24 protein-coding genes and 1 pseudogene are annotated in these 19457 nt (G+C 58.2%); 19 read left to right on the plus strand and 6 right to left on the minus strand.

Annotated elements, in window-relative coordinates; genetic code table 11:
• Positions 1-30: 30 nt before the first annotated feature.
• Positions 31-678 carry an endonuclease gene (locus D0N36_RS19920; RefSeq protein ID WP_116940652.1) on the minus strand — a complete coding sequence of 216 codons (648 nt, stop codon included), beginning with the start codon at positions 676-678 and terminating at the stop codon, positions 31-33.
• Positions 679-859: 181 nt separating this feature from the next.
• Positions 860-1351 carry a fasciclin domain-containing protein gene (locus D0N36_RS06835; RefSeq protein ID WP_242478826.1) on the minus strand — a complete coding sequence of 164 codons (492 nt, stop codon included), beginning with the start codon at positions 1349-1351 and terminating at the stop codon, positions 860-862.
• 571 nt (positions 1352-1922) lie between these two features.
• On the opposite strand from D0N36_RS06835, the gene D0N36_RS06840 reads away from it, so the two are divergent.
• The 4 genes from D0N36_RS06840 to D0N36_RS06855 all read left to right on the plus strand — a co-directional run bounded on the left by D0N36_RS06840 (position 1923) and on the right by D0N36_RS06855 (position 5909).
• Positions 1923-3170 carry a site-specific integrase gene (locus D0N36_RS06840; protein ID WP_116940653.1) on the plus strand — a complete coding sequence of 416 codons (1248 nt, stop codon included), beginning with the start codon at positions 1923-1925 and terminating at the stop codon, positions 3168-3170.
• Between the two features lie 286 nt (positions 3171-3456).
• A complete protein-coding gene (locus D0N36_RS06845) occupies positions 3457-3795 on the plus strand; it encodes a helix-turn-helix domain-containing protein (RefSeq protein WP_147320776.1) in 339 nt (112 codons plus the stop codon).
• A gap of 10 nt (positions 3796-3805) precedes the next feature.
• On the plus strand, positions 3806-4762 hold the full coding sequence (locus tag D0N36_RS06850; protein ID WP_116940655.1) for a hypothetical protein: 957 nt from the start codon (positions 3806-3808) through the stop codon (positions 4760-4762).
• Positions 4763-5027: 265 nt separating this feature from the next.
• Positions 5028-5909 (plus strand): hypothetical protein, encoded by an 882-nt coding sequence (locus tag D0N36_RS06855; protein ID WP_147320777.1) that lies wholly within the window; start codon positions 5028-5030, stop codon positions 5907-5909.
• A 1388-nt stretch (positions 5910-7297) separates the two neighbouring features.
• Here the strand turns inward: D0N36_RS06855 and D0N36_RS06860 are convergent.
• The 3 genes from D0N36_RS06860 to D0N36_RS06870 form a co-directional block, all read right to left on the minus strand.
• On the minus strand, positions 7298-8665 hold the full coding sequence (locus D0N36_RS06860) for a site-specific integrase (protein WP_116940659.1): 1368 nt from the start codon (positions 8663-8665) through the stop codon (positions 7298-7300).
• Positions 8666-8667: 2 nt separating this feature from the next.
• Positions 8668-9663 (minus strand): DUF4236 domain-containing protein, encoded by a 996-nt coding sequence (locus D0N36_RS06865; RefSeq protein WP_116940660.1) that lies wholly within the window; start codon positions 9661-9663, stop codon positions 8668-8670.
• A gap of 244 nt (positions 9664-9907) precedes the next feature.
• On the minus strand, positions 9908-10639 hold the full coding sequence (locus D0N36_RS06870; protein WP_116940661.1) for a LexA family transcriptional regulator: 732 nt from the start codon (positions 10637-10639) through the stop codon (positions 9908-9910).
• Positions 10640-11017: 378 nt separating this feature from the next.
• Here D0N36_RS06870 and D0N36_RS06875 point away from each other — a divergent pair, with 378 nt between their 5' ends.
• From D0N36_RS06875 to D0N36_RS06940, 14 genes are all read left to right on the plus strand, one after another.
• Entirely contained in the window at positions 11018-11374 is a 357-nt protein-coding gene (locus tag D0N36_RS06875; RefSeq protein ID WP_116940662.1) for a hypothetical protein, read from the plus strand.
• A 3-nt stretch (positions 11375-11377) separates the two neighbouring features.
• Positions 11378-11614 carry a hypothetical protein gene (locus D0N36_RS06880; RefSeq protein ID WP_116940663.1) on the plus strand — a complete coding sequence of 79 codons (237 nt, stop codon included), beginning with the start codon at positions 11378-11380 and terminating at the stop codon, positions 11612-11614.
• A 14-nt stretch (positions 11615-11628) separates the two neighbouring features.
• On the plus strand, positions 11629-11952 hold the full coding sequence (locus D0N36_RS06885; RefSeq protein ID WP_116940664.1) for a hypothetical protein: 324 nt from the start codon (positions 11629-11631) through the stop codon (positions 11950-11952).
• 30 nt (positions 11953-11982) lie between these two features.
• Positions 11983-12228 carry a hypothetical protein gene (locus D0N36_RS06890; RefSeq protein WP_116940665.1) on the plus strand — a complete coding sequence of 82 codons (246 nt, stop codon included), beginning with the start codon at positions 11983-11985 and terminating at the stop codon, positions 12226-12228.
• A 2-nt stretch (positions 12229-12230) separates the two neighbouring features.
• Positions 12231-12419, plus strand: a complete 189-nt coding sequence (locus tag D0N36_RS06895) for a hypothetical protein (protein WP_116940666.1) — start codon at positions 12231-12233, stop codon at positions 12417-12419.
• 67 nt (positions 12420-12486) lie between these two features.
• Complete coding sequence (locus D0N36_RS06900; RefSeq protein WP_116940667.1) at positions 12487-13227, plus strand: hypothetical protein; 741 nt, start codon at positions 12487-12489, stop codon at positions 13225-13227.
• Positions 13217-14008, plus strand: a complete 792-nt coding sequence (locus tag D0N36_RS06905; protein ID WP_116940668.1) for a hypothetical protein — start codon at positions 13217-13219, stop codon at positions 14006-14008. Before D0N36_RS06900 ends, D0N36_RS06905 begins: the two co-directional genes overlap by 11 nt.
• A gap of 28 nt (positions 14009-14036) precedes the next feature.
• Complete coding sequence (locus tag D0N36_RS06910) at positions 14037-14462, plus strand: hypothetical protein (protein WP_116940669.1); 426 nt, start codon at positions 14037-14039, stop codon at positions 14460-14462.
• 45 nt (positions 14463-14507) lie between these two features.
• Positions 14508-15230, plus strand: coding sequence for a hypothetical protein (locus D0N36_RS06915; RefSeq protein WP_116940670.1), 723 nt, complete (start codon positions 14508-14510; stop codon positions 15228-15230).
• Between the two features lie 62 nt (positions 15231-15292).
• Positions 15293-16459 carry a hypothetical protein gene (locus tag D0N36_RS06920; RefSeq protein WP_116940671.1) on the plus strand — a complete coding sequence of 389 codons (1167 nt, stop codon included), beginning with the start codon at positions 15293-15295 and terminating at the stop codon, positions 16457-16459.
• Positions 16416-17138, plus strand: a complete 723-nt coding sequence (locus D0N36_RS06925; RefSeq protein WP_190242557.1) for a hypothetical protein — start codon at positions 16416-16418, stop codon at positions 17136-17138. The genes D0N36_RS06920 and D0N36_RS06925 overlap by 44 nt, the downstream gene beginning before the upstream one ends.
• Positions 17135-17410 (plus strand): hypothetical protein, encoded by a 276-nt coding sequence (locus D0N36_RS06930; protein ID WP_116940673.1) that lies wholly within the window; start codon positions 17135-17137, stop codon positions 17408-17410. Before D0N36_RS06925 ends, D0N36_RS06930 begins: the two co-directional genes overlap by 4 nt.
• Before the next feature lie 58 nt (positions 17411-17468).
• Positions 17469-18179 (plus strand): hypothetical protein, encoded by a 711-nt coding sequence (locus D0N36_RS06935; RefSeq protein WP_116940674.1) that lies wholly within the window; start codon positions 17469-17471, stop codon positions 18177-18179.
• A gap of 53 nt (positions 18180-18232) precedes the next feature.
• Entirely contained in the window at positions 18233-18772 is a 540-nt protein-coding gene (locus tag D0N36_RS06940) for a hypothetical protein (RefSeq protein ID WP_116940675.1), read from the plus strand.
• Between the two features lie 124 nt (positions 18773-18896).
• Here D0N36_RS06940 and D0N36_RS20245 read toward each other — a convergent pair.
• Positions 18897-18950, minus strand: a pseudogene (locus D0N36_RS20245) (hypothetical protein); the annotation flags it as partial.
• A 154-nt stretch (positions 18951-19104) separates the two neighbouring features.
• On the opposite strand from D0N36_RS20245, the gene D0N36_RS06950 reads away from it, so the two are divergent.
• Positions 19105-19407: a hypothetical protein gene (locus D0N36_RS06950; RefSeq protein ID WP_116940677.1), complete on the plus strand. Its 303-nt coding sequence runs from the start codon at positions 19105-19107 to the stop codon at positions 19405-19407.
• Positions 19408-19457 lie beyond the last annotated feature (50 nt).

A 19457-nucleotide genomic window follows, 5' to 3' on the forward strand; every position in this document is an offset into this window, starting at 1 on the left:
GGTCGGCCTGGTGCCACTGGTAAAGCGTGTTCAGGTCGGCCGCGGCGTAATTACGTCCTTACCCGGGTCGAACTGCTGGCCCTGGTGCATGGTGTAGAAGTAGAAGATAGCCCGCGCCAGGTTGCCCTTGTGGTCTTCGCGGGGCTCGAACCGGGAGTTGGTGTCCTCGCTGAACTCGTCGATGTTGCTGGTGGGCACGGTTGCTTGGCTGGTAGCACCGCGCATCCACTTGGTGGTCTGGTTGTCCGGGATTTCCGCAAACGGATCAGAGCCACGGTCGGAATTCCACTGAATGAATGTCGGGAACAGGTGGTGAATATCGGTGCGCATGCGTACGCGCTCATCAAACCACGACTGTGGAACGGTATGCTCGCAGTTTATCTGCTTCACTACGCCGGTGCTGGTATTGCTCGAATCGAGAGGCGTATTTTCGGTGTAGCCCGAGTACACGCATACCACGCGGCCGCTCTGGTTGTCTACGTAGTTATACATCTTACCGCGGGCGGTGCTGTAGTCCAGCTCTACGCGCTTGCCGTCGTACCAGTTCTGGCGCAGCCAGTCCTTCAGGCTCTGGCCCTGCAGGCTGGTTGGTGGGGCCGCAGGCATGGTCTGGGCCGAGGCCGTTCCCAGGCCCACGCACAGCACGGCGGTCAACATCCAGGCGAAAAAGTGTTTCATCAAGCAGTAAAAAGGGTGGAAAGCTAAACTGTCTGTAAAGATCGGCAAAGATTTTCCGCCCGCAAACAGCCAGCCACTGATGCTTTTTTAAAGGGGCATTGTGCTTGCCGGAACGCACAAAAAAGCGCCCGACCCTATACAGGGCCGGGCGCTTTGTCAATTTTCAGGGCTATCGAAAGCCTTATTTAGCGGGCATCAGTACCGTATCGATAACGTGCGTAACGCCGTTTTTCGACACCGCATCGGCTACCGTTACGGTGGCTTTACCACCTTTGGCATCGTGCAGCATCACCATGTTGCCGGTGCGGTGCACCATCAGGGTCTCGCCCTGCACAGTGGTCAGCGTCTGGCCATCCTTTAGGTCGGCGGCCAGCAGGCGGCCGGGCACTACGTGGTAGGTAAGAATGGTTGTGAGCTTAGTCTTGTTTTCGGGCATCACCAGCGTGCTCACGGTGCCGGCCGGCAGCTTATCGAAAGCGGCATTGGTAGGAGCAAATACGGTAAATGGGCCGTCGCTCTTCAACGTGTTTACCAGGTCGGCAGCCTTCACGGCGGCTACCAGCGTGGTGTGGTCAGAGGAGTTAACGGCATTGTCCACGATGTCCTTGTCAGGTGTCATCATAGCGCCACCCACCATTACTCCGGCCGATTTGGTCGTGCTCATGTCTGCCATGTCGGCTCCTTCGCGGGGCTTGGTGGTGGCCTTCATCTTGACTCCATTGGCCGATTTGCCCTTCACCTTGGTTTTGCCGTCGTCGGCTACCTTGGTTTTGGTCATCATCCCGTCTTCGGTCGTGACCTTGGTTTTTTCGTCGTCCGATTTCTTGGTCATCTTACCCTGGGCTAAGGCCGAGCCGGCACTAAGGGTAAAGGAGAGGGCCAGCGCGGAAAGCATGTATTTGTTCATGGGTAGGCAGTTTAGTAGAAGATAAATCTAGGCGTACCGTTGAGGTAATGAGGTAAACGCCCGCCTTGTACGACGCATTTTGGGTAAAGGATGCGTTGCCCGCATGATGCGCACAAAAAAAGCCCTCTGCTTTCAGACAGAGGGCTTTGGTGTGGTCGCGCTAGGACCACAACCGTTATATTTCATTGTATTTGCTTGTATTTAAAAGTGCCTTTTCTGGCCCGTATGCGTATATTTGAGTGCAAGCGGGGCCGGGTAAATACAACCAGGTGCAATAAACCCGGCCCCGATACCGGCCCCGCTTTTTCTCAACCCCAAAACTCAAGCCCCCGCACTCATGGCAAAGCATAAAGCTCGTTTCATTCTCAGAGACCCCCAGGCTAAGGCCTCGACTGCTATCTATCTAGTCTTTGACTTCGCAGGCGGCCGGCTCAAATACTCGACTGTCCACAGCATAGAGCCGGCCCTTTGGGATAGCGAGGCCCAGCGTCCCCACGTCGGCAAAAAGTATCCAGCCACGCAAGCGGACTTGAAGGCACACCTCGACACCTTAGCCGTAGCTGTTGCGAAGTGTCATCTTCAACTGCTTAACGACGGGAAAAAAGTAACTACGGCAATCCTCAAAGATGCCCTAGAGGAAAAGACCGGCAAGCGGGCCGGCAAGTCTGAATCACTCGCAGACTTTGCCGAGGCATTTTGCAACGAGGTAACAGCAGACCGCAAGCCCAATACTATTTTGGCGTATCGTACTACGATTAAGAAACTACGTGCCTACGAACAGAAAAAACGTCGGCAATATTCATTTGAAGAAATTACGCTCGATTGGTATAATGATTTTAAAAAATTCCTAGTTGCTGATAGTCTTTCTGAAAATTCAATCGGAAAACATTTTAAAACGGTAAAAACTTGGATGAGCCAAGCGAGGGAGCGGAGATTGCATAACAGTGAAGATTATTTATCTAAACGGTTCGCAATTCATAAAGCACCTGCTGACAGCATTTATTTACCCGTAGCCGACCTTGAGCTATTCGCCGCGCTACAAGTAGATAAACTATCATTAGAGCACGTTAGGGATACGTTTATTCTATCCGCTTTCACTGGTTTGCGGCATGGAGACGTTAGCCGGGTTAACACCGCTCAAGTAGTGGAAATGGCAGGCGGTAAGGTGCTGAAAGTTCAAACCGAGAAAACCGGGAAGGTTGTGAAAATTCCGCTTCACCCGATTGCCGAGGCCATATTGAACAAGTATGACGGTATGCCCCCACAGTACACCAACGCAGGTACTAACCGGCTCCTAAAAGACCTTGCCCAGCTTGCCGGGTGGAACGATGTTGTAGAGGTGAAGGTAGGGAAGGATACTATCAAAAAAGAGCGTTGGGAGCTTGTCAGCATGCACACGGCCCGCCGTAGCTTCATAACCAACGCCTATAAGTCAGGCGTCCCCCTTTATGCCTTAATGCAGCTCACTGGCCACACCAAAATAACCACCCTACAAACGTACTTGCGTATCAGTGCCGAGGAAAACGCCGAAACGCTGCTGCAACATGATTTTTTTAAAGCTGCCCCGATAATGCGAGTAGCCTAGAAAGCTGCTGAAAGTAACTTTAGAGTCAAAATATCCAGGCCAACCCGCAATTAGTAGCGGGTTGGCTTTTTGTATTTTTAGAAGATTATTAACTTAATTACGTTTGTGTATTTATTATTTATAATATATGCACCATTGAACTTGAAAAGCCTATTTGTTAAATTATATTTTGTTTTGTATCAAAATAATAATTACAACTGATTATGTAATTGTTTTTTAGGTGCTTGTTTGCTCGTTTTTAGCCTTGTTGTTTTGGGAATATAATCGTACCCAAAACCCCGAAACGATGCAAAGCGAACCCGTAATGATGTTGCCGCTTACCCTAACAGAATTTAGGGCTCAAATCCGCGAAGCAATAGCCGAGGAATTAGAGCAAGCCGCAAGCAATAGAAAGCCGACAGAGCAAGCTAAATATATGACTGCCGAACAGGCAGCCGAGTTCCTTAAAATTGGAATAACCACGTTGCGAACCAGCACAACAAAGGGCCTATTTACGGGCTACCGTGTAGGCTCGCGGGTGCTCTACAAACAGTCGGAACTAGAGGCCGCATTGAAGCGCACCGACCAATACAGCATAGGGGGCAAAAAGCGGGGCCCGAAACCGAAAAACCAGGCCAACGCCTAAGCTCTTACTGATGCTGCTGTTTCTGCTGCTATTGGCCGTGTACGACCGTATTCTATTTTCCGCACCAATGCCCCAGGGCCTAGAGCTTGCCCGTTGGCTAGAGCTTGCCCCAGCGTGGGCAGACTACGGGGGCGAAATAGAAAACGGTGTACTGGTTCACCACTACGGCCCGCACGATACTGGCAAGCTTGTCCTACGCTACAACGAGGCATCAGACAGGCTCACAGTAGCAGGCAGCTTGCACACGTTCCGTTACGGGCATAATTCATGCTCGTTCCCGTTCGCAGAGGCCCGTGCCACATGCGAGGCCCTAGCCGCCGCGCTACTGCTAGCCCCAGACGCGCTACGGGTACACGTCCTAGAGACGGGGGTAAACGTGGCCCTAACAGCCCCGCCGACCTCGTTCCTCAACCAGGTAGCCCGCGCTAGCTACGGGCCGCTCCTGACGCCGTTCTATGGCAAACAGCCCCCAGCCGGGCAAGCCGCCCCGTTACTCTACACGGCGAACTATGCTCAGTATCGGGTGAAGGTGTACGACGCGGGCACCTACAACCGATTGCGAAAAAAGCCGGCCCCAGTAGGCAACAGCCTACGCTTTGAGGTGCTATATCTCAAGTCTCAGAAAGCCGCTCAAGTGCTAGGCTGGCAAGGTGCCCTTTCTCTCCAAAACCTGATGCAAGCCGACGTGTACACGGCACTAGCCGACGCCCTGCTAGCTAGCTGGCATCGGATACACTTACCCCCAGAACTCACCACGATGGACAATCTCAGCATAGACGAAAGCGCCCTACTCATAGCCGGACAACAGCCCGACTTTTGGGAGCACGCGAAACGCAATACCCCCCGCGCTACCTACCATCGGAAAAAGGCCCTCTTCAAAGAATTGCAGGGCCGGGCTTCAACCGATAACCCCGCGCCCTACACACCACAACTTGAGCACGAAATCCGGGCCGGAATGCCAGACTAGGTTTACCTCTCTTATGGGGGTAAAAAGGTTATCAGATTTGAGACTTTCCATCTCTCCAGCACCTGCACCAGCACCCCGCGCCGCCCCCTCTGGTTCCTCTCTCTCCCTCGACTAATAGTTACTTTTTTTCTCATCTGGATATGATGTACTACACCAACGAGAGACACGCCCTAGTCTGTCATGTACAGACCTACACCTACCTAGTCAAAGGCCGCAAGTACATGGGTACAGCCTCAATCATGGGTTGGCTAACAGTAGCGGGTATATGCAAGGGCATGAATGGCCAGTATCTGATGAATTGATTTTGAAGCTCTCCGAAGCTCCAGCATCAAAAATACTTCACTCCGAACAACCCGCCAACATGGATAAGCCCCAGGACAAACCCGATAAACTATTGTCCCTCAATAAATTGAGTCAAAAGAGCCGGCAAAAGTTACTTTTTGATGCCTTCATAGACTATCCTACGGGCTTTGGCTACTCAGACAGGCTACACGATATGGCAATAAGGGCCAACGTGAAGCCCCCTCTCATGTTCCAGCACGCTCGCAGGCATGGATTCCAGCAACTACTAGAGCAGGTCCTAGAAGAGCAACGCAAAGACGAAGCCTTTGCTCAAGCATTAGACAGCACAAACCCCCAAAAGGAAGTGCCTTTTAGCTCTCTAGTGAAGCAGGTAAAGAGCCTTAGCGTTCTGCTGCTGGGGACCGCGCAAAAGGTAGTGCAGGCGGCTGCCTATCAGATTCACTACAACGGCTCACTGATTGCCCGGACGGTATCAGAGGCCGGAAGTTGGGGGCTCCTGAATCCAGAGCAGCTAACCAGAATCGAGGGCTACCAGACCAAACTAGCAGCAGCAGCCAAAAGCATAGAGCAGTACCTGAAACCGGGGGCTATTGCTCAACTCTTGGCAACGGTCAACTTTAGCCAACAGATACCGGATGACGCTGGAGAGGTCGATTCAGCGGCCTTCACGGTTGCGGCTCTAGCCTTCAAGATGCGAGAGCTAGGGCTAATAGACCCGGCCTTTGCTAATCCAGACCGCGCCGTTGCCGGCTACACGTCCCCAGAGGGTTTACCAGAAATAGACGGGTGGCAACCAAAACCAGATAACCCCAGGCCCCAGGGCCCGAACCAACCAACAGAATAATTCACCACTAACCCCCAGCATCATGTTTAACTTTCCAATTGGCAGCGGCACGCCGGCCCTCAAAACATAGGCGAGCCTCAGAGAGACCTCAAGAAAATAGAGCTAAGCCCCGCACCGTACGGCGTTCTGCTGTCTAGCCTCTTCGCTCAGTTACCCCAGCATTTCGCGTTTCTGGTTGACAAGAACTCCAAAGTGGCTCAGGATAGCCGGGCCCGTTTGGGCAATACGTACGGTACCCGCTTTACGTGGGAGGAGTTTGTGGAGTACGCCACAACGGAAGTATGGCCGAACAAGGGCCCCAAGTTGCGCCACTGCCAAGATTCAGAGGCTTTTCTAGCTGAACTAGGCCGGATAGAGCCCTTTTTCCAAAACGCCCGCCTGGCAACAGGCCACAACCGCTAAGGCTATGCAGCAGCACCCCAGGCCCCAGCAACAGGCCACGCTATTCAAGGCTAGCTTCCCAACAACTAGCCCGCCGTTGGTAGATAGAATTTACCCCGTTCTGCTGTTCGTTGGGCCGGAAGCCTCAAAGTGTCGGCTCCCTGCCCTTGCCCGATTAGTTCACCTTAGCTAGCTAGACTATGCCACGCGCCACCAACCAGTTCAACCCCTCAGAGCTTCGCTTGCTAGCGGTGGCGCTGAATAGCTCTAGGCAGCTACACTACACAGACGCCCAAAGGCAGATGTTACCCAACGTGGCCCGCAAGCTGTCAGACTTACTCTGCGAGGCTTCGGGGGCACCGTCGTACACAGATGCCGAGCACACCAGCAGCACGGCCCCAGCGCCGGCCCCGAAGCAAAAGCGGCCCAAAAAGCCCAACCGGCCCAAAGTAGGCTTTAATCTAGGTCCGGGTAGCGAAGGGTACGAACAGCGTCAACAGCTATTCAGGGAGGCAGACGAAACGCTAGCGGTCCTACGTGGGGAGCTTAGAAAGCCGGCCCCAGACGAACAGCCGCCCCAGGATGACACAGAGACGGGCCCCGAAGATTCAGACGCCGTAGGAGGGCCTTAAAACGCTTTTCACTTTCTGGCCTCTCAGAGCGTCCCCAGGAGCATCCGATACCAACCAGCCCCTAGATTCTGGTTATCTTTGGAGTAGGGGAGGGTTTCGGTTCCCAACCTTGTAAAAGCCTTAAAAGCCCGTTGTCTCGATGACAACGGGCTTTTTTGTGTCTCCAGTACGAAAGGGGAAAATTTATTTAGTTGGCCCCGATACCGGCCCCGGTAAAGAAAAAACCCTTGTAAGTATCTGACTTACAAGGGCTTCTGTTTTAAATGGTGGTCGCGCTAGAAGCCGCACGCTCCGGTAAGCCGTGGCAAGCCCCGGTACAATACGGTAAACCGTGATAGATAGGGCCGTTTATACCTGACCTGCCTTTACCATACTTTACCGCTCGTTGCCATCGTTTGCCAGGTCTCGTCGCACACCAGCGGCCTCTGTGTGTGAAGCCCGCAGCTTATCAAATGCCGAGAGCGTGGCCACGTGCCGCTTGGCTTCCCGGCTCTTGGCGTAGCGGCGGGTGGTGTTAATGCCGGAGTGGCCCAGACTATTCTGCACCTGGCCCAGATCCGCGTCGCCGTCGAGCAGCAAGGTAGCAAAGGTGTGCCGGGCCAGATGACAGGTGATGAACTGCCAGATGGGGCCGCGCCGCTCGATGCGGTGGGGCCCGCGCTGGCGCACCTGCAGGATGGGCCTATCGAGTCCGGAGAGTTCGGCCGCCTGCTTGATGTACTCGTTCATTTTCTGATTGGAGAACACGGGCAGCCGGCCGGCATACCGTTCCCAGATTTCGACCGCTACCGGGTCCATGGCCACGCGCACCTTCGTTTTCTTGCGGCGGCCCTTGATCTGCACATACTCCAGAATGTGGCTGCCCAGCTCAACTACTACGTCCGAAGGCTGCAGCGCTTTCAGGTTGCCGTAGCGGGGCCCGGTAAAGCAGTTGAACACGAACACGTCGCGCGCCTGGCTCAGGTGGCCGGGTGGGAGTGGGGTTTCGTAGAGGCTCACTACCTCCTCAAATAGGAGCGGCTCAATTTCCACCTCGTAGGTGTACTCATCGGTGAGCCAGGCGAAGGGCAGACCCGCGAACTTGAGCAGCTGCCGGGTGGCGCCCACGTAGCGGCCGACGCTGTTGGATTCCAGCCCCAGCCCGCCCGACCGGTTGGGCGCATCCTCAATCAGGTACTCGCACCACTTCTCCACCAGGTCGGAGCGGCGGGTTGTGGGGTCGGGTAGAATGTCCTGTAGCGTCGTGCCGGGCCGGAACAGCTCCCAGTGCATGGCCACGGGGTCTACTTTGCGCAGCGTGTTGCTGGCATACTTGGAACGATAGAAGGCTTTCCACTCGGCCGCTACCTGCTCGATGCGCTGCTGGGGTAGGGCTAACGGTGCTGCTGGCTCACTAATAGGAGTGGGGGCGTCGGCTGTCAGGTTGAGCTGCTCCAGTAGGGCGGCCCGCATCTGCTCGGGGCTCACGCGTTGGCGCTGCTCCTCGGCCGTCTCCAGCAGCTTCTCGGCGGCTTTGTGCAGCTTGCCCAGCTTGCGGTTGATGCGCACGCAGCGGCCTTCATCCTGGGTGGAAACGCGCTGCTTTTTCGTCCAGAACTTTTTGAGCACTGAATCGCGCACGCCCAGGCGTACGGCGGGGCTAGTACCCGGCTCGGCGGCCGGATGGCGGGCCCAGCGCACCTCTACGTAAATAGGATGCCGGCCCTCCGTGGCGTTGTTATGGAGGTAGAACCGGATGGTCATGACTATCTGATAACAGCTTTGGTCACGATGCCGGCATGAATATGGAAATAACTACCCGTTGTTTTGCTACCATAAACAAGCGTTTCCCGCTCTTTCCCATTTACTGATACCTTCTCAACCTTCGTTGGTTTGCCGAAGGCGTCGATTACTTGCTCGTGCGACATACCAATTATTATCTGATGAGCAATGAGCTGGCAAGCGGTTGCCTCATCATATTTAGTCTTGATCATATCTACGCGCGCCTTCTCTGCATATAATTCGCGGGCTAATCGATTTACCTCCAGCTCTAATACAATAAATCCGTATTTCTCGTCATCAGCCCGCTTCTGCCATGTAGCCAATTGCTCTTTGCTGATCAACCCCTCCACGTAAAGAGTATAAGCAGGAGCTAACACTTGCTGGATTTCAGATCTTCTTAACTCCTGTTTTTTTGCTTCGGCTTCTCTCAGCTCAATCCGTTGCCTTTCCAGTTTCTCCTCTTTCTCTCGAATGCCCTGCTCAATAAGCATTTGCAAGGCTTCGGCTTCATCTGCCTGCTTCTTAATAAATGCTTCGTATTTAGCCTGTTTGGCTTTGCGTCTAGCGCCGCGAACTGCCCACCATATGGCCGTAACTGCGGCCCAGAAGAAAGCACCCCCTAATAATGACCAATCCGTTTTCGCTGAAATGGAATTTATGAAAGAAGCTAGAGAGACTAATGTGAAAAAGCTAAAGAGGGCGACGCCAAAGCTGTACCAGCCCTTATTAGCTGGCTGAGGATCCTGCGGAATAGAGGTGGCTGCATTTGAGTAGTTAGTGTTTCTGCCACTACCACTACCGCCTATTTTACTGCGGCTCGAAATACCTGTACCAGGAATGCTCGCATTTAAATAAGCGCCTTTCTTTCCTATGTTAACGCTGGCGCCGCGCCCACCAACAGTTGTGCTAAATCCGCTCTTACTCACATTGAGCTTAACGCCGGGCATTATTTTAAAGCTCTTACGAAATCGGAATGCCATAGCAATTTTACTTTACATGAGTAATTATTAAAACTAACAGCCGCAGCCTTTACCAACAGTCCAAAAGCATTTGCTCGACGCCTGGCAATCAGCTTTATTGTATTTGCTGCAGCCGCATTGGCTACCGCCCTTAGAGCTGGATGGGGAGGGGTCGCCGCCGCCGCTACAGGCAGCGAAGAATGTTACACACAGGATGAGTAGAGCTTTTTTCACGGGTCTTAGAATATGGGTTGGTGTAATTGAATTAGCGAATAGGCACGTCGACGCCCCGTATCACGCGCCACATGCCGTGGATGTCGTCGATGATGACTTCCTCAATGCCGCCCTCGGCGTTATCGGATTCGAGTATCACCTTACCCGTGGCCCGGAGCGTGTTGTGCTTGATGCGCTTGATGACGAAGTGGTGCTGGAACACGACGATGTACACGCCGGGCCGCGCGTCCTTCCACTGGTCCACGTTGGATAACTCCTCGACCAGCACCTTCATGCCGCTGCGCAGCTGGGGCTCCATCGAGTCGCCGTCGATATCGACGACCAGCCCTTCCTCGGGGTCGCCAATCATGCGGATGACGGGGAATAGCGGCAAGTCCCGATAGTCGTAATCGTTCATAAAGGATTCAGCGAAAGTGGCCCGCGCTCCAATTTCCAGGCGACGGTAGTACACCATCTCCTTTTTGTCGAAGTGCGCGGCGAAGCGGGCATTGCTTTTGTCGGACATGAGCGGACCCAGCGGGTGCTCCTCGGGGGCTACCTGCATGATAGGGGCGGGGTGCTTGCCGGTCTCGATGTATTCGGGGGTGGTTTTGTAGGCAGCGGCAATCTTCTCTAAAACTTTAGGTCGAATGCGCGCAGCGTCATCCGCTTCATAGCGATGAACCGTTTGCCTGCTTTTATCAATGGCCTTACCCACCTCTTCCAAGGTCATGTCAGCTGCCTCTCGGAGCTTGGCAAGTCTGATGCCGCGTGAATTAGCCATGTTTCCGTGATATTTCGGAACAAAGCAACACAGTTTGTAACAGTTTGTGAAGGAATTTCACAACATATCCTTTGTTGTTCCGTTTTATCACGTATATTTGTCATACCCCATCACACTTTACCGCCATGTCAAATACCCAAACCCCCAAATTGCACCCCGTTCGAGGTGAGGTTGACTCTGCCACGAAGGAGGCTATGCGTGACGAACAAGAGCGTTTACGCAAGGAAACAGGCCGCCGCCCATCCTTGAATGAGGTTGTCGGGCGGTGGCTTACTGAGAGAGCAGGGCACCTAGCAGAGGCCTAATATTTTTTTGCCCTCTATTTCACGTTTTGTTCCATTTATTCACATCTCATCACTTTTAACAAAGTCCCCTCCCATGCAAACCACTCCCTCTTCCCACCTTACTGCCTCCGCCGGCGGGGCGGCCGTCAACCAGAACTGGGTGACGATGCTCGAAATCAATGCCCGCGCCTCGGCCGAAGCCGAAGTGAGCACCCGCACCTATGTGCAAAGCCCGAAGCAGAGCCAGGAAAAGAAGTATGACGACCGCCTGCACATCCGGCTGGGCTGTGGCAAGACCAAGGCCTACGAGCTGCTCAAGGCCTATGAGCTGGGCCAGGAGGGCGGGCTGCGCCACCAGCGCATTGGCAATAAGTACATCGTCACGGAGCAGGCCGTGCAGGAGTTTTTCGGCGACGCGCCGATGCAGGTGAGCACTTCTAAAGCAGCCTAACTCATGCAGCTCACCACTACCCACACCAACCGCATCAACCCGGCCGAGCTGCGCTATCTGCGCACGGCGCTGGCTGCCTGCACCATCGGCTGCCGCTACTCGGCTATGCAGGCCATTGTCGTCTACGCGCACCTGCATGACGGGCTGGAACTAACCGATGAGGCAGCCTATCTGACGGCTGAAATGGCCGCTGCCGAAGCCACCAGTAACGCGCTGCACCTGAGCGCCACCGCCCGCTAACACCGTCCGCTGCCATGTCCGAAATCGTCCTGATCCGCCCCGAGAACCTGAACGCGCCGGCCAACGAGCTGATGTGCCAGTCGCTGCGCAATAACATCTACGCCGTGCTCTCTGGCCCCCTCTTCCACCGCTACGAGCGGGTGAAGGCCAAGCTCAATTGCGTGCAGGTACACGATGCCGGCCAGCTCCAGCGCTACTACGCCGCCGTGCAACGGGAGCGCACCAAGCGCGAAGCCAATGCCGGTCTGGCTGCCCGCTACGAGGCGCTGCCTGCTGAGCAGGACGAGGAGGCCTTTCGGCAGCAGGAATACGACGAATGCGACCGAGACGCTGCTTAACTGATTCTCTCACCCTCACATCATTGTCCGATGCTAACTGTCAAAATCACTACCCATCATGGCCGCCGTGAAATCACCGCCGTCGCCTCTGATTCGCGCTACGGCGACTTGGCCAGCGAAACCCGCACCGGTACCGGCAGCCGCGCGAAATCCGCCCTCGAAGTAGAAGTGCGCCGCCTGGGTGAACAGCAGCTCAGCGCCCTCAACCGGGCTGGTGCCGTGCAGGCCGCCGCCGGTAGCATCACCGAAACCCGCCTCATTGGCCAGCGCCTGTAGCCATGCACTACTACCAACGACCTGCCTATTCCGCTGCCGAGCGCCACGAGCGCCGCACCAGCCTGGTGCGCTATGCTGTCATCACGACCACGCTGCTGCTGGTGTGCGCGCTGCTGAGCCTGGCATTGCCCGGCTGCAGCGCCGGCCCCACGGCTGAGCAGCGCGCCGAGCACGCCATGCCGGCCCGCTAAACGCAATAGGGCCGCCCATTGCCCGGGCGGCCCTATCACTCATTTCACTCTAACGACTGCAAAGCTAATGCAAACCTCCGAACAACTAGCCGCCTTCCGCGCCCTGTGCAAAGCCAACCTGCTGGGCAAGGCCGATGTGTGGCAGCACAAACAGTCCGGCAACTGGATTATCGGCCGCGCCGGCATCGAGAAGATTCAGGGCCTCAACAACATTCAGGTGGGCATCGAGCTGGCCGCGGCCGGGGCAGACTTCGCCATCGTGAAAGCCGCCGCCGTGCGCACTGTGGAGCGCAAGAAAATCAAAGTCGAGTCGCTGGGCTCAGCCAATGCCAAGAACAGCCAGGTGAGCTACTACGCCGAGATGGCTGAGAAGCGGGCCAAGTCTCGCTCCATCCTGATGCTGATGGGCTTCTACGAGTTGGGCGTGTACGGGGAAGAAGAGGCGGATGATTTCAGCGCTGCCAAGAATAGAGATGCCGCCCGGTTAGAGGATGAGCAGCCGGCACCTGTAGCCGCTCCAGCCCCGCGCCCCACTCAGCCGGCCGCATCCGCGCCCATGCTGCCGGCTTCGGTTCCTCTGGTTCCCTCCGCTGGTGCCGCCCTAAGCAGTGAGGAGCAGGATGATCTGCCCATGGATAAGCTGGTGGTATTGAGCTTTCTGAAAGAGGCTGAAACGCTGGAGGAATTGCAGGCCGCCTGGCTGGGAGAGGCCAAGGGCTGGCACCTGGATCAGGATGTGTATGCCGCCAAAGAAGACCGCAAAGCTCATTTATCCGCCAACCAAACCCTTGCTACTCATGGCCGCTAAACCAACCCGCATCTGGAGCGCCGCCGAGCTGGCCGTGCTTACTACCGAATACCCGCTGCACGGTGCCAAGCATACGGCCGCGCTGCTAGGCCGGGCCGTTTCGGCCGTGCACACCCGCGCCCACCGCCTGGGCCTTGCGGCCGGCAGCTGCCAGAGCTGGAGTACTGAGCACACTGCCCTGCTGCATAAGCACTATCCCATCGATGGCCCTACCACGGTGGTAGGCCTGCTGCCCCACACGCGCACGGCCATTCTCAAGCGGGCGCAGATACTGGGCCTCACGTCCGGCAAAAAAGCCGGGCAGCGCCGCTGGAGCACCGAGCACGCCGCCCTCTTCGCCCGTGACTACCCTGCTGGCCGGCCGCTGGCGGAGCTGGCCAATGAGCTAGGCCGCAGCACGGCCGCGCTCGTTACCCGCGCCCACCAACTGGGCCTGCTGCGGCTGCCGGGTAGGAAGCCGGCCCGGCCCCGTGCTCACCCCCCAGCCCGCCGTGCTACTGTCCTGGCTCCGAAGCCAGCTCCAGTTCCGAAGGCCGCACCGGCAGCCAAGCCGCCGAAGCCGCCGAAGGATATCCGACTCGCAGTGAAGCAGAAGGCCAAAGCCCAGGCAGCGAAGAAGCAGGCCCCTAAAAAGCCCACCACCGCCAAGAAGTGGTACCACTACCGCATGGGCTCACCTGAGTACGAGGCAGGCCTGGCTGCTACTACCGCCGGCAAACAGCGCACCACCATCCTCGATGAAAACGGCCGCACGGCCATCGTGTGGCGCAACGCCGCTTAAGCAATCCCCTTTTCTAAATCCCAAACCCATGATGGAACAGAACCTTTTCGCCGGCATGGAGTCGGCCGCCCGCCGCTCCCACCTCGAAGCCGAGGCCTACAAAGTAGTCGAAGGGGAGCCCTATGACCGCCCCTTGGAAGATGGGGAATTGGATGAGCGCAAAAACGCGCTGCTCACCACCCTGGAGAAGATGGACTCGCTGGGTGATGAAAAGAAGGAAGTGATGGCCGAATTCAAATACCGGCTCGACGCTTTCAAAAAGGCGCTCGGCACGCTCAAGCTGGAGCTGCGCACCGGCCACACCCGCTCGGTGGGCACGCTCTACTACATCCCCGACTACGACGCCCGCCGCATGGGCCTCTACACCGACGAGGGTACGCTCATCAGCAGCCGCGGCCTACTACCCGAAGAGCGCCAGCAGAACGTGTTCATGCGCCGCTCGGCCGGCGAATAAGCAGCCGCCTTTCCTTCGCTATTCAATTCCTCACAACTGTTTGCCATGAAATCCAATACCGAAAATCAGGAAGTATTCGCCATCAACGCTCCCGGCGAAACCATCATCCGCCACGGCCAGGCGGCCCCCATCCGGGAGCCCCGGCAGCTGGCTTACACTGGTCGACTCGATTCGCCCCGGCAGTTTCTTCAGCCGAAAGTCGAGCTGTATGATTTCAAGCAGGCCACCGTGTTCATCAACCAGACGTCCGGCACCCTGAAGCTGGTGCTGGCTGAGAAGTCGGAGCTGTTTGATAGCGTAACCGGTAGCCTGGAGCTGGCTCCGGAGCTGGCCCAGTTCAAGATTAACACCGACCAGAAGTACACGGTCTCCGAGCTGGTGAAGTTTCTCAAGCGCACCCGCTTTTTCTTCTCCGATAAGGACTCCCATGCCGTGCTGCTCAGCAGCCTGATGAACTTCTCGGCCAAGGTGCAAACCAAGATTGAGCAGCAGCAGAGCACCAACGGCAGCAGCAAAAACAACCTGGAGCGGGAGGTGCACGGCATTGAGTGGAACCGGGAGTTCGTGCTGACCACGCCCATTTTCAAGGGCTACCCTGCCAAGTCCTTCCGGGTGGAAATCGGTATCGACCCGACTGATGCCAGCGTGAAGCTCTACCTCGAATCGGCGGAACTCTTCGAACTGGAGCAGCAGTACCGCGCCGAGCTGCTGGCCGAGGAGGCCGCCTACTTCGAGCAGTGGGGCTGCTCGGTGCTCTACCAGTCCTAAGCCACTAGCCTGAAGCCCGCCGGGCAATTGTTCGGCGGGCTTTTCGGTGCTCTTCCTCTGCTATGAGCCAGCCCCACCGCTTCCTGCACGCCGATTCCGCCGGCGCCTTTACCCCGCCTAGCACCCGCCCTATGCTACCCATCCGCCAGAACCTCAACCGTCTTACCGCCCTCAACCGCACGCTGCGGGCGGTGCTGATTGAGGTGGCGGGCCTAGCGGAGAACGGTAAGCACGGCGCCTTCACCGGTAGCAATGAGCTGCTGAGCCAGAGCGTGGGCGGCACGGTGCGCACCATCACCCGCGCGCTGGCCGAATTGCAGCGGCTGGAGCTGCTCACGATTGAGGGCGCCACCAAGCTGCGCAGGGTCGCTACCACGCCGCGCCTGCGGGTGTGCTACACCGGTTCCGGAGCCGAGCAACTGGCCGCCGTGGAGGCCCTGAATTCGTCCCTGTCTATAGACAAAATGTCTATAGACACACCGGCAAAACCGGGACTGTCTATAGACAACGGTGGTCGTGTCTATAGACATTCAGGGTCAGTGTCTATAGACATTCAGGGTATGCCTTATAAGGAGACCAAGAACTATAACCAAGATAACCAAGAGGAGGAGGAGGAGGAGGAGCAGGAAGGGCCGCTTCGCTCCAGCTCCGCCTCCGAAAAAAAAATAGGGGAGCTGGAAAATGAAAACCAGCGGCTGGCCGCTGAGTTGGCCGACATGACCCAGCAGCGGGATATGCTCCGCGCCTCGCTGCTGGCCATTCGTCCTGCCAGCTCAGTCGGCGCCACCGCGTCGGCTCCGCACACTGGGGCCGCGGCGGCTGGCCGCAAGATGCCCTACGCCGAATCCCGCTACGCCACGCCGGACGGTTTCACGGCTCTGGCCGCTCAGCTCAACTACTCGGCGGCCTACGCCCCGCACTACCTGGCCCACATCGCGGCCGCAGCGGCCCACGAGGCCAACCGCGACGAGCGGGGCTGGCAAAACTTCACCCGCTGCTTTCTCTCCAACGACGCCAACTCGGCCCGTGGCCTCATCACCACGGCCCCCAAAGACGCTACCCATGCAGACGAATCCCACTACCCTCGCCAAAACCGTGGCGCCGAAAACCGTGGCGCTGGCTACGGTCAGCCCCGCGCTACGGGCCGCCTTGACGTTGAGGCAGCCGTCGCCGTCGCTGGAGCTTTTGCTAGCCTCAGCGCACCAGCGCGACCCGATGGCGCTGCTTAGTGCCATGATGGAGGTGCGGCCTGAGCTGGCGCTGGCCGGCCCGCAGCTCAGTGCCCTGCGCGCCGCCGATGCGGCCGCTCCGGTGCAGGCCACGGCGCGGTTGCTGGCCTACGTGGACGGCATGTTCAACTTCGCCGATAACAAGCGGCTCAACACGTTGCAGGTATCGATGCTGGCCAACGACCTGGTGCAGCGCTACTGGCGTCTCAAATTCGATGAGCTGGTCTACGTGCTGCGCGAAGGAGCCAACGGCCGCTACCACACCTTCGACCGCATCGACGCGGGCGTGATTCATGGCTGGTTTGCCGAGTACCTGGCTGAGCGGGATGCGCTGCTGGAGGTGCAGATCCACAACGAGCATGTGGCCTACCAGGAGCGGGCCGTCCAGGTGGCCAAGGATATGCCCATCAGCGCGCTCTACGTCCGTCAGAAGTGCGCGGGCTACCATCCGTCCGAACTGCTACGGCTCCAGCGGTGGGTGGCCGGCAAGTGGCCGGCGGAGCCGCTACTAGCGCAGGCCGTGAACGACTACGATGCGGAGCTGTGGCGCAAAGAGCGGCTGGCAGCGGCGAAACTAGCGGAGGCCCGCGGCAAAGCCCGGCTGGTGCTGGCTGAGTTTGCGCAGATAGAGCAGCAGTGGGCAGCAGCAGAAATGCAGCCCGAAGCCGACGCCGCATGAAAAAGCCGCATGAGTACCTCTCTGATGCGGCCAGCGTGGCCGGCATCTACGACCAGGCCCACGACTCCGAAGCCCACTGGAGCCGCATTGCCGAGGCTGCGGTAGTGCTGTGTCAGCAGGATGCCCAGCGCGAAATCGAGGCCCTGCAGGAGCAGCTACTTCTCAATGCCGAGGCCCTCACGCAGCACATGACCCGCAACGGCCCACCCCCGCGCCGCTTGGGTGAACTGTCCAGGCCCAGCTACCCAGGTGGGGACTACCCGCCCTTCTGATAGTCGAAACCGAAGCCCGCAAACGAAACCTGCTACCCTCACCTCTCACGCTACCCGCATGAAACTCCGCTTCATCACCCCCGCCACTACCGCCCACGTTCGCCAGAGCACGGCCCGCACCATCACCGTCGCCCGCAAAGCCGGCAGCCTGAGCTTTTCCGCCGCCCTGGTACGCGAGCTGGGCCTGAGCACCACCGGCCCCGGCGCTACGCTCACCGAGGACGCCGACGCACCCGGCAGCTGGTACGCCCTGTTCGGCTCGACTGAGCCCGCCCATGATAGCCGCCCGCTGCGGGGCAAGTCGGCCGAGAAGGACCGCAAGGAAACCCAGGGCCTCAACTTCATCAACACCCCGCTGGCCCGCGCCGTGCTCGACAGCCATCAGGTGCCGGCCGATACCAACCGCCTGGTGCTGCAGGTGCTGCCCGAGCCGGTGGAATTCGAGGGGATGGTGCTCTGGCCGCTGCGTGTGGGCGCCCAACCGTCCGCCGTGCCCGCCAAAGCCGCTACACCCGCGAAAGTTCCTGCCACGCCAGCGCCCACGTTGCCAGCGAAACCCGAAGCCCCGGCTCTTTCGCCCGTTGCGGCCGGCCCTTCCCGCCCGGTGGCCAGCATTGCCGATGCGTCGGATGCCCGACTGGAGCAGCGCCATGAGCACCTGCTGGAATCCAGCAAGCCTTTAACCGGCAAGGAGGTGGCCGAGCTGTCGGCGCTGCGCTCGGAGCTGCAAAAGCGCGGGGTGCTGGAGCTGGCCAGTGAGCCCTACTAGTCCGCCTTATCACCCGCTAAGTCAATCATTCCTAACTCCAATAAAACCAGACGATGAAAATCCTTAGAGGAGAACTCGACACCATGCAGGCGCTGGAGCAGGCAGCCAGCCCCGGCACTTGGCGCTACAACCCGTACGACGCCACGGTAACCGCTTTTGGCGAGCCCACGCCCACTGGCGTCCCGCCCGGACAACAGCCACGCCCGGAGGACTACGACGTGTCTGTGTCAGCGGTCTTCAACATCCATGAAGAGCAGGATGAATTGGAAAATCTGGAAAGCGACGCGGAGTTCTGCTGCGCCGCCCGCGACTTCGTGCCCCGCGCCATTGCGGCCCTGCGCTTCACCGAGGCCAGCACCGAGGAGGCGCTGGCTATCCTCGACGACGCCATAGGGCTGGCAAACGTCGCCTCCCCATCGCAGCTCTCTGATGCAATCGAGCTGGCCATTCAGAAGCTACGCCCCGAGCCTACGCCGGTACACGATACCGCCGCGCTGGAGCAGCTGGCCCGGGCGCATCCGATTGAGCTACCGTGGCTGGACGAGGTGTGTGGGAATTGTGGCCATGAGGCGAAGGCCGGATGCTGCCCATGATAAAAGCCATCCAAGACCAGATGGATGCAGCCAAGGCCGCCGGCAAGGGGAAATCCCAGGCCGGCGGCCAACGTGCGCCCACCCGCCGCCGCAAAGCCACCAAGCCTATCACGCCCGAACCCGCTGCCGAAGAAGTGGAGGAGGAGGAAGTAGAGCCACTACTACAGCCCGACCCCACGCCCCGCTACTACACCAGCACCAGCCGCACGCCCAATGGCCTGCTGATGGCCCGCCTCGTCGGCTACTCCGAAGCCCAGCTGCAGGAGGTGTACGCCTTCACCCAGGCCCGGCATGGCGCCCGGCCCTACTGATTCACCCTATTTCGATCTGCCATGCTACCTGTATCCCTCGCTACTCCCTGGCTGCCCCATGCCGAGCACCTGCGCCAGACGCTGGCGCAACTCGACCCGACAGAGCGACGCCGCATCCTCGACTACATCACGACCCCGCCCGAGCCGCCGAAAATCCGCAGCTACCCGATTGGTGAGTGCATGGCCGCCGCCCGCCGTGTGGCCCAACTGCTGAGCGCGCACCCGAGCTGGAGCCAGGCCCATGCCCGGCGGGATACGGCCCGGGAGATGGGCGTGAGCACCGTGCAGCTGCGGCGGATGCTGGCCCATGCCGAGGGTGGATGAGGGTGGAGTGCAGTTGGGCGACGGAATGGGTTGGGTTCGCGGCGTTTTGA

Origin of the sequence: Hymenobacter lapidiphilus (assembly GCF_003417065.2) — a bacterium.
GTDB lineage: Bacteria > Bacteroidota > Bacteroidia > Cytophagales > Hymenobacteraceae > Hymenobacter.